Origin of the sequence: Micromonospora sp. NPDC048170 (assembly GCF_040652795.1) — a bacterium.
In the GTDB taxonomy this organism is placed as follows: Bacteria; Actinomycetota; Actinomycetes; order Mycobacteriales; family Micromonosporaceae; genus Micromonospora.
Window position 1 is genome coordinate 9,955 of the sequence record NZ_JBEZMR010000019.1, and the last position, 11,207, is coordinate 21,161.

1 protein-coding gene is annotated in these 11,207 nt (G+C 75.6%); it reads left to right on the top strand.

The features are described 5' to 3' along the window. Window positions 1-9 precede the first annotated feature (9 nt). Window positions 10-11,193, top strand: a complete 11,184-nt coding sequence (locus AB0D32_RS21915; protein WP_357093035.1) for a type I polyketide synthase — start codon at window positions 10-12, stop codon at window positions 11,191-11,193. Window positions 11,194-11,207 lie beyond the last annotated feature (14 nt).

Sequence of the window (11,207 nt, forward strand, 5' to 3'; positions counted from 1 at the left end):
CGAGATGTCATGGCGGACGAAGAGCGGCTGCGCGAATACCTGACGCGGGTCGTCGCCGAGCTGCACCAGACCCGCCAACGGCTGCGCGAGGTCACCGCCGAGGAGTCCGAGCCGGTGGCGATCGTGGCGATGAGCTGCCGCTACCCGGGCGGCATCAACTCGCCCGAGGAGCTCTGGCAGTTCGTCTCGTCCGGCGGGGACGCCATCGGCGACTTTCCCACCGACCGGGGCTGGGACCTGGAACGGCTCTACCACGCCGACCCGGACAACGCCGGCACCTCGTACACCACCTCGGGTGGGTTCCTGCACGACGCGGGGCGGTTCGACGCCGCGCTGTTCGGCATCTCGCCGCGCGAGGCGGTCGCCATGGACCCGCAGCAGCGGCTGCTGCTGGAGGTCACCTGGGAGCTGTTCGAGCGCGCCGGCATCGCCCCGCTGTCGCTGGCCGGCAGCCGCTCCGGTGTCTTCGTCGGCACCTCCGGCCAGGACTACGCCGCCGTGCTGCACCGGGCGCCCGGCGTCGAGGGGTACGTGCTGACGGGCACCGCCGCCAGCGTGGTCTCCGGCCGGTTGGCGTACACGTTCGGGCTGGAGGGACCCACGGTCACCGTGGACACGGCCTGCTCGTCGGCGTCGGTCGCCATCCACCTCGCCTGCCAGGCGCTGCGCCAGCGGGAGTGCGGCCTAGCCCTGGCCGGCGGTGCGACCGTGCTGGCCACCCCCGGCCCGTTCGTCGAGTTCTCCCGGCAGCGCGGCCTCGCCGCCGACGGCCGCTGCAAGTCGTTCGCCGCGTCCGCCGACGGCACCGGCTGGTCCGAGGGCGTCGGGATGCTGCTGCTGGAACGGCTCAGCGACGCCCGCCGCAACGGCCACCCCGTGCTCGGGATCATCCGCAGCTCTGCGGTCAACTCCGACGGCGCGTCCAACGGGCTCACCGCCCCGAACGGCCCGTCCCAGCAGCGGGTCATCCGGCAGGCCCTGGCCGGCGCGCGGCTCACCCCCGACCTGGTCGACGTGGTGGAGGCGCACGGCACCGGCACCACCCTCGGCGACCCGATCGAGGCCCAGGCCCTGCTCGCGACCTACGGCCAGGAGCGGGGCGACGCCGCGCCGCTGCTGCTCGGCTCGATCAAGTCGAACATCGGCCACACCCAGGCCGCCGCCGGCATCGCCGCGGTGATCAAGATGGTGCAGGCGATGCGGCACGGGATCGTGCCGGCGACCCTGCACGTCGACGAGCCCACCCCGCACGTGGACTGGGCGGCCGGAGCGGTCACCCTGGTGACCGAGGCCACGCCGTGGCCGGCCGTGGACCGGCCGCGCCGCGCCGCCGTGTCCTCGTTCGGGATGAGCGGCACCAACACGCACCTCATCCTCGAACAGCCCGAGCCGGCCGCCGCCGAGGCCGACCGGCCGGAACTCCCCGCGCCCGTGCCCGTGCTGCTCACCGGCCGCACCCGCGCCGCGCTGCGCGGCCAGGCCGAGCGCTGGTCGCGGTACGTCGCCGACGACGCCGACCTGCGACCGGCCGACGTCGGCTGGACCTCGGTGGTCTCCCGCTCGCCCCTGGAACACCGGGCGGTCGTCCTCGCCGACGACTCCGACGGCCTGCTCGCCGCCCTCAACGCCCTCGCCGACGACCGGCCCGCACCCGGCCTGGTCACCGGCGCCGCCGCCGAACGTGGCGGGGTGGCGTTCCTCTTCTCCGGGCAGGGCGCCCAGCGCGCCGGCGCGGGCCGGGAGCTGTACGAGACGTACCCGGCCTTCGCGGAGGCGCTCGACGAGGTCTGCGCCCACCTGGACCACCGGCTGCCCCGGCCGTTGAAGCCGCTGCTGTTCGCCGAGCCCGGCACCGACGAGGCGGCCCTGCTCGACCAGACCGTCTTCACCCAGGCCGGCCTGTTCGCCGTCGAGGTGGCGCTGCACCGGCTGCTCGGCTCCTGGGGGCTGACCCCCGACCTCGTCGCCGGGCACTCCATCGGCGAACTGACCGCCGCCCACGTGGCCGGCGTGTTCACCCTCGACGACGCCTGCGCCCTCGTCGCCGCGCGAGGCCGGCTCATGCAGGCCCTGCCCGCCGGCGGGGCGATGCTCGCCGTCGCCGCCGACGAGGCCCGGGTCGCCGAGTCGATCGCGGAACTGACCGACCGGGTCGCCGTCGCGGCCGTCAACGGCCCCGCCGCCGTCGTCGTCTCCGGCGACGGCGCGGCCATCGAGGAACTCGCCGAACTCTGGACCGCCCGGGGGGTGCGGGTGCGGCGGCTGCGGGTCAGCCACGCCTTCCACAGCCCGCTGATGGAGCCGATGCTCGCCGAGTTCGCCGCCGTCGCCGCCGGCCTCGACCTGCGGGCACCCACCCTGCCGGTGGTGTCCAACCTGACCGGCGAACTGGCCGACCCGGCGCAGCTCACCGACCCCGGATACTGGGTGCGGCACGTCCGGGAGGCGGTCCGCTTCGCCGACGGCGTACGCACCCTGCGCGCCCACGGCGTCGGCACCTTCGTCGAGGTCGGCCCCGACGCCGTCCTCACCGCCAGCGCCCAGGAGACCCTCGCCGGGATCGACGCCGCCGACGCCGCCCTCACCGTCGTCGTGCCGGTGCTGCGCCGGGACCGTCCGGACCGTCGCACCCTGCTCGCCGCCCTCGCCCAGCTCCACGTCGCCGGCACGCCGGTGCGCTGGGCGGACCTCTTCGCCGACCGGCCCGGCCGGCTCGTCGCCCTGCCCACCTACCCGTTCGAGCGGCAGCACTACTGGGTGCCGGCCGAGGCGCCCGCCGACGAGGCCACCGTCACCGGGGCCGGCACGCTCGACCGGCGGTTCTGGGAGGCGGTCGAACGGGCCGACCTCGACGCGCTGCGCGACACCCTCGCCGTCGCCGACGAGACCGCCGCCGAGTCGCTGCGTACCCTGCTGCCCGTCCTCGCCGACTGGCGGCGGCAGCGGCAGGAACACTCCGTGCTCGACGGCTGGCGGTACCGGGCCGACTGGCAGGTGGCCCCCGAACCCACCCCGGCCCGGCTGACCGGCACCTGGCTGCTGGCGCTGCCCGCCGGCGGAGCCGACGACCCGGCCGCGGAGACCGTCCGGGCCGCGCTGACCGGCGCCGGCGCCGACCTGCTGCCACTGAGCGTCGACCCCGACGCCGACCGGGCCGCCCTCGCGGAGTCCCTCGCCGGCACCGAACTCGCCGGCGTCGTCTCCCTGCTCGGCGGGGAACCGGCCGTCGCCGGCGGCACCGTCCTGCCCGGCCTGGCCGCCACCCTCGCGCTCGTGCAGGCGCTCGGCGACGCCGGCCTGGCCGCGCCGCTGTGGCTGGTCACCCGGGGCGCGGTCGCCGCCGCCTCGTACGACCGCCGCACCGACCCGGCGCAGGCCGCGATCTGGGGTCTCGGCCGGGTGGTCGGCGTCGAGGCCCCGCACCGCTGGGGCGGCCTGGTCGACCTGCCGTCCCGGGCCGACAACCGGACCGCCACCCGGCTCGCCGCGATCCTCACCGGATCGACCGGCGAGGACCAGCTCGCGGTACGCGGCCCCGGCGTCTTCGTCCGCCGCCTGGTCCGCGCCGCCGTCGGCGACCACCCCCCGGCGCGCCGGTTCACGCCCACCGGCACCGCGCTGATCACCGGCGGCACCGGTGGGCTCGGCGCCCGGGCCGCCCGCTGGCTCGCCGGCGCCGGAGCCGAACACGTCGTGCTGGTCAGCCGGCGCGGACCGGACGCGCCCGGCGCCGCCGAGCTGGAAGCCGAGCTGACCGGTCTCGGCGCCCGGGTCACCGTCGCCGCCTGCGACATCGCCGACCGGGCCGCCGTCGCCGCCCTGCTCGACCGGGTCGAGGCCGACGGCCCGCCGGTGCGTACCGTCGTGCACGCCGCCGGCATCGCGCAGGCCACCCCGCTGGCGGACGTCACCCCGGCCGAGCTGGCCGAGGTGACCGCCGGCAAGACCGTCGGCGCCACCCACCTCGCGGACCTCCTCGCCGACCGGGAACTCGACGCCTTCGTCGTCTACTCGTCCATCGCCGCCACCTGGGGCAGCGGCGGTCAGGTCGGCTACGCGGCCGGCAACGCCTACCTGGACGCGCTCGTGCAGCAGCGGCGGGCCGACGGCCGGGCCGGCACCGCCGTCGCCTGGGGTCCGTGGTCCGACGGCGGGATGCACGCGGCCGACGCCGAGCAGAACCTGCGCCGTCGGGGCCTGCCCGCCATGGACCCCACCGTGGCCATGGGCGCGTTGCAGCAGGCCCTCGACCACGACGACGTCACCGTGACCGTGGCCGACGTCGACTGGGCCCGGTTCGCCCCCGCGTACGCCTCCGCCCGGCGCCGGCCGCTGCTGGAGGGCGTACCGGAGGCTCGGGCGGCCCTCGACGGCGGCGCCCCGGTCGACGGCGGCGACGACGGTCCGGCGGCGGGCCTGCGCCGGCGTCTCGTCGGGCTGACCGCCGCCCGGCGGGAGGAGACCGTCGCCGACCTGGTGCGGGAACTCGCCGCCGACGTGCTCGGCCACGACGGCGGGGCCGCCGCCGTCGGAGCGACCACCGCGTTCCGTGACCTCGGCTTCGACTCGCTGACCGCGGTGGAGTTGCGTAACCGGCTCGTCACCGCCACCGGGCAGGCGCTGCCCACCACCCTGGTCTTCGACCACCCGACCCCGGTCGCGCTGGCCCGGTTCCTGCTCGCCGGGCTCTTCGGCGCCGACGCCGGGCCGGCTCCCGTCGCGGCCCCGGCCGCGGTGGACGACGACGAGCCGGTGGCCATCGTCGCCATGGCCTGCCGCTACCCCGGCGGCGTGGACGCCCCCGAGCAACTGTGGCGCCTCGTCGCCGACGGCGCCGACGCCATCGGCGGCTTCCCGACCGATCGGGGCTGGGACCTCGACCGGCTCTACGACCCCGACCCCGCGAACCCCGGCACCAGCTACACCGACCAGGGCGGATTCCTGTACGGAGCCGCGGAGTTCGACGCGGGCTTCTTCGGCATCTCGCCGCGTGAGGCGTCGGCGATGGACCCGCAGCAGCGGTTGCTGTTGGAGGTCTCGTGGGAGGCGGTGGAGCGGGCAGGGGTTGCGCGGGCGTTGCGGGGTTCACGAACAGGGGTGTTCGTGGGCACGAATGGTCAGGACTATGGGGCCCTGTTGGCGGTGGCTGGGGACGAGGCGGAGGGATTCGCGGCGACGGGGAACGCCGCGAGTGTGGTGTCGGGTCGGGTGGCGTACGCGTTGGGGTTGGAGGGGCCGGCGGTGTCGGTGGACACGGCGTGTTCGTCGTCGTTGGTGGCGTTGCACCTGGCGGTGCAGTCGCTGCGGCGCGGCGAGTGCGACCTCGCCCTCGCGGGCGGCGTCACGGTCATGGCCACCCCGGGCACCTTCTTCGAGTTCTCCCGGCAGCGGGGTCTGGCCGCCGACGGTCGGTGCAAGGCGTTCGCGGCGGGCGCGGACGGTACGGGTTGGGGTGAGGGTGTCGGGGTGCTGCTGGTGGAGCGGCTGTCGGACGCGCGGCGTAACGGTCATGAGGTTCTGGCGGTGGTGCGTGGGTCGGCGGTCAACCAGGATGGTGCGTCGAACGGTCTGACGGCGCCGAACGGTCCGTCGCAGCAGCGGGTGATCCGGCAGGCGTTGGCGTCGGCGCGGCTGTCGACGGCCGACGTGGACGTGGTGGAGGCGCACGGCACCGGCACGACGCTCGGCGACCCGATCGAGGCGCAGGCGCTGCTCGCCACCTACGGTCAGGAACGGGGCGACGCCGCACCGCTGCTGCTCGGCTCGATCAAGTCGAACATCGGCCACACCCAGGCGGCCTCGGGCGTGGCGGGTGTGATCAAGATGGTGCAGGCGATGCGACACGGGGTCGTGCCGGCGACGTTGCACGTGGACGAGCCGTCCCCGCACATCGACTGGACGTCCGGCGCGGTCGAGTTGGCGACGGAGTCGCGCCCGTGGCCGGCCGTGGAGCGGGCGCGCCGGGCGGCGGTGTCGTCGTTCGGCATGTCCGGCACGAACGCCCACGTGATCATCGAGCAGGCCGACGAGCCGGTGGAGGTCGCCGAGCCGGCCGTGCCGGCTTCTGGTCTGGTGGCGTCGGACGTCGTGGTGTGGCCGCTGTCGGGGCGGTCGAAGGGCGCCCTCGCCGGTCAGGCGGCCCGCCTGGCGGAGTTCGTGCGTGAGCGCGGCGAGGTGGATCCGGCGGCGGTGGGTTGGTCCCTCGCCACCACCCGGTCGGTGTTCGACCAGCGGGCCGCCGTGGTCGGTGCCGATGTCGGTGAGTTGCTGGCGGGGTTGGATGCTCTGGCGTCCGGTGCGCCGGCGGGCAACGTCGTGGTCGGCATGGCGTCGTCGCATGGTGCGGGTGCGGTGTTCGTGTTCCCGGGTCAGGGTGCGCAGTCGGCGGGGATGGCGGCCGGTCTGGTGGGTCGTACGCCGGTGTTCGACGCGAAGTTGGCGGAGTGTCAGCGGGCTCTCGCGCCGTATCTGGATGTGGATCTGGTGTCGGTGTTGACCGGCGAGGATGAGTCGTGGTTGGCGCGGGTGGAGGTCGTGCAGCCGGTGCTGTGGGCCGTGGGCATCGCCCTGGCGGCCGTGTGGCAGCACGCGGGGGTGATCCCGGCGGTGGTGATCGGTCATTCGCAGGGTGAGATCGGTGCCGCCTGTGTGGCGGGGATCCTTTCGCTGGAGGACGCGGCGAAGGCGGTGGCGTTGCGGTCGCGGGCGCTGACCGTGCTGCGGGGCACGGGGACGATGGCGTCGGTCGACCTGTCCGCCGAGGCGGTCACCGAGCGGCTGGGTGGTTTCCCGGGCGTGGGTGTCGCTGCCGTGAACGGGCCTTCCATCGTGGTGGTGTCGGGTCCGCCGCAGCCGGTGGCGGACCTGGTGGAGTCCTGCCAGGCCGAGGGGATCCGGGCGCGGTTGATTCCGGTGGACTACGCGTCGCACTCGGCGGCGGTGCAGGACGTCGCGGAACAACTCCGCGCGGATCTGGCCGACATCACCCCACAGCAGGGCCACATCCGTCTGGTGTCGACGCTGACCGGTGACTGGGTCGACCCGGCGTCGATGACCGCGGACTACTGGTTCGACAACCTGCGGCAGACGGTGCTGTTCGATCCGGCGGTGCGGGTGGCGGTCGCTGCCGGGCACCACACGTTCGTGGAGCTCAGTCCGCATCCGGTGTTGACGATGCCGGTCACGGCGGTCCTCGACGACACCGGCGTCACCGGCCACACGCTGGGTAGTCTGCGTCGGGGCGATGACGACCCGACGCGGTTGCTGACGAACCTGGCCACCGCGTACGCCATCGGCCTGCCCGTCGACCTGACGACTGTCCTTGCCGGGGCCGGCACCGTCGACCTGCCCACCTACGCCTTCGACCGGGGACGCTTCTGGCTGGAGGCGTCCGCCCACCGGGTGCGGGACGTCAGTTCCGCCGGCCTCCAGGACGCCGGACACCCGCTGCTCAGCGCGGCCGTACCGGTCGCCGACGACCGGACCGTGGTGCTGACCGGGCGGCTGTCGGTGCGTACCCACCCGTGGCTGGCCGACCACGCCGTCGGCGGGGCGGTGATCGTCCCGGGCACCGGCGTCGTCGACATGGTGGTCCGGGCCGGCGACGAGGTCGACGCCGGCCAGGTGGGCGACCTGACCCTGATCAGTCCGCTGGTGCTCCCGGCGGCCGGCGCGGTACAGGTGCAGGTGCGCGTCGGCCCGCCGAGCGACACCGGGGAGCGGACCGTCACCGTGCACTCCCGCCCCGAGTCCGACGGCGACGCCGAGTGGACCCGGCACGCCGAGGGCCTGCTGCTGCCGCACCTTCCCGCCCCGACGGTCGTACCGGGCCAGTGGCCGCCGGCCGACGCCGTGGAGGTCGACGCCGACCTGGACGCCTGGTACGCCCAGATGGCCGAGGGCGGCCTGGGGTACGGCCCCGCCTTCCGGGGCCTGCGTCAGGTGTGGCGCGGCGACGACGAGGTCTACGCCGAGGTGGCCCTCCCCGACGAGGCGACGACCGACGCGTCCCGCTTCGGGCTGCACCCGGCCCTGTTCGACGCGGCTCTTCAGGCCAGCGGCATCACCGCGCTGCTCGGCGACGCGGCGGACACCTCCGGTACGGGCTGGATGCCGTTCGCCTTCCGCACGGTCGCCCTGCACGCCCACGGCGCCACCCGGCTGCGGGTGCGGCTGCGGTCGCTCGGCCCGGACACCGTCGCGGTCACCCTCACCGACACCGCCGGCCAACCGGTCGCCACCGTCGAGTCGCTGACCTTCCGTCCGGTCTCCGCCGGCCGGCCCGACGAGGCCGCCGCGCTGCGCCGCACCTCGGTGTTCCACCTGGACTGGACGCCGCTGCCGGCCACCGACGCCGTGCCGGGGGACACCCGCTGGGCGCTGCTCGGCGACGACACCCTCGGCCTCGCCGGGACGCTGGCCACCGCCGGGCACCCGGTCCGGGGCCACGCGGACCTGACGACGCTGGTGGCCGCGATCGAGGAGTCCGGGGACGTACCCGATGTGGTGGTGGACCTGCGCTCCGGCGCGGACACGGACCCGGAGCGGGCCGACGAGGCCGCGCACGACGCGGCCCGGGAGGCGCTCGCGTTGGTGCAGGGCTGGCTCGGCGAGCCCCGGCTGGAGCAGGCCCGGCTGGTCCTGCACACCCGAGGCGCGGTCGGCGCCGCCCCCGGCGAGGCCCCCCGCGACCTGGCCCGGGCCACCCTGTGGGGGCTGGTCCGCTCGGCGCAGTCCGAGCACCCCGGCCGGTTCACGCTGATCGACACCGACGACGCCACCACCTCCCTCGCGGCGGTCCCGGCGGCCGTCGCCTCCGGCGAGCCGCAGCTCGCGGTCCGCGACGGCGTGCCGCTGGTGCCCCGGCTGGCCCGGGCGCGGGACGCCGGAGCGCTGCCGCTGCCCGCCGACGAGGTGCCCTGGCGGCTGGACGTCACCGAGAAGGGCACGCTGGCGAACCTGGCCGTGCTGCCCGCCCCCGAGGTGACCGGGGAACTGCCGGCGGGCCACGTCCTGGTCGGGATGCGCGCCTCCGGGCTGAACTTCCGGGACGTGGTGCTGGCCCTCGGCATGGTCCCCGACCAGGAGGTGCTGGGCAACGAGGGCGCCGGCGTGGTGCTCGGCGTGGGGTCGGGGGTCACCGACCTCGCGCCCGGCGACCGGGTGATGGGCATCTTCTCCGGCTCGTTCTCGTCGGCCGCGGTCACCGACCGCAGGCTGCTCACCCGCATCCCCGACGGCTGGTCGTACACGGACGCCGCCGTGGTGCCCGTGGTCTTCCTGACCGCCTGGTACGGCCTGGTGGAGCTGGCCCGGCTGCGCGCCGGGGAGTCCGTGCTCATCCACGCGGCGGCCGGCGGAGTCGGTATGGCCGCCGTGCAGATCGCCCGCCACCTCGGCGCGGAGGTCTACGGCACGGCCAGCCCCGGCAAGTGGCCGGCGCTGCGCGCCACCGGTTTCGACGAGACGCACCTCGCCTCCTCCCGCAGCCTCGACTTCGTCGACGAGTTCTCCGACCGCACCGGCGGGCGGGGTGTCGACGTGGTGCTCAACGCGCTCAGCGGCGAGTTCGTGGACGCGTCGCTGCGGCTGCTCGCCGAGGGCGGCCGGTTCGTCGAGATGGGCAAGACCGACAAGCGGGACCCGGGGCGCGTCGCTGCCGAGCACCCGGGCGTGACCTACCAGGTCTTCGACCTCATCGAGGCCGGCGAGGACCGGATCGCCGCGATGCTGGGCGAGCTGATGACGCTCTTCGCCCGCGGCGTGCTGCGACCGTTGCCCCGGCGCACCTGGGACGTCCGGCGCGCCCCCGAGGCGTTCCGCTTCCTCAGCCAGGCCCGGCACGTCGGCAAGCTCGCCCTGAGCATCCCGCAGGCACCCCGCCTCGACGGCACGGTCCTGGTCTCCGGGGCGACCGGCACCCTCGGCACGCTGCTCTGCCGGCACCTGGTCACCGCACACGGTGCCCGGCAGCTGCTCCTGGTCAGCCGACGCGGCCCGGACGCCGAGGGCGCCGACGAACTGCTCGCCGACCTCAAGTCGTTCGGCGCGGACGTGTCGATCGTCGCCGCCGACCTGGCCGACCCGGACGCCGTCGCGGACGTGCTGTCGATGGTGGACCGGCGGCATCCGCTGCGCGCGGTCGTGCACGCCGCCGGCGTGCTCGACGACGCCACCGTCGAGTCGCTCACCCCGGAGCGTCTCGACGCGGTGCTGCGGCCCAAGGTCGACGTGGCCTGGAACCTGCACCGGGCCACCCTCGCCCACGAGCTGACCGCGTTCGTGCTCTTCTCCGCCGCCGCCGGCGTGTTCGGCGGCCCGGGCCAGGGCAACTACGCCGCCGGCAACGCCTTCCTCGACGCCCTCGCCGAGCACCGGCGGGCCCTCGGACTGCCGGCGGTCGCGCTGGCCTGGGGCCGCTGGGCCCAGGCCAGCGGGATGACCGGGCACCTCGACGCGGCCGACATCCGCCGGCTCGACCGGGGCGGCATGGCCGCCCTGGCCAACGACGAGGCCCTGGCCCTGTTCGACACGGTCTGGCGCTCCGAGCGGGCGGCGCTGATGCCCGCGAAGATCATCACCGGGGTGTCGGCGCCCGGGGCTCCCGTCCACCCGCTGCTGGCGAACCTGGTGCGCCCCGCAGGCCGCCGGGCCGCGGCCGGCGAGGTCGCCGACGGGCAGGCGTACGCCGAGACGCTGCGCGCCCTGCCCGACGACAAGCGGGCGCGTGTCCTGCGCGACCTGGTGCTGTCGCACGTGGCGGTCGTCCTCGGCCACGGCGACCCGGCCGGCATCGAGCCGACCCGGGCGTTCCGGGAGCTCGGCTTCGACTCGCTCACCGCGGTCGAGCTGCGCAACCGCCTCGGCGCGGCCACCGGGCTGCGGCTGCCGGCGACGCTGGTCTTCGACAACCCGACACCGACGGCGCTCGCCGACCAGCTGGCCGGGCAGTTCGCCCCGACGGCCACGGCCGCGGACCGGTCGGTGGGCCGGCAACTCGACCGGCTGGAGGCGGCGCTCGTCGGGCTCGACCCCACGGACGACGAGTTCCGCCGGATCACCGACCGGCTGCACGGCCTGCTGGGCCGGCTGACCGAGCGGCAGGCGGACGCGGACGGCGACGAGGACGACCTGGAGTCGGCCACCGCAGAGAACATCTTCGACCTGATCGACCGCGAGCTGGAGACGTCGTGACCCCCAGCCGCAAC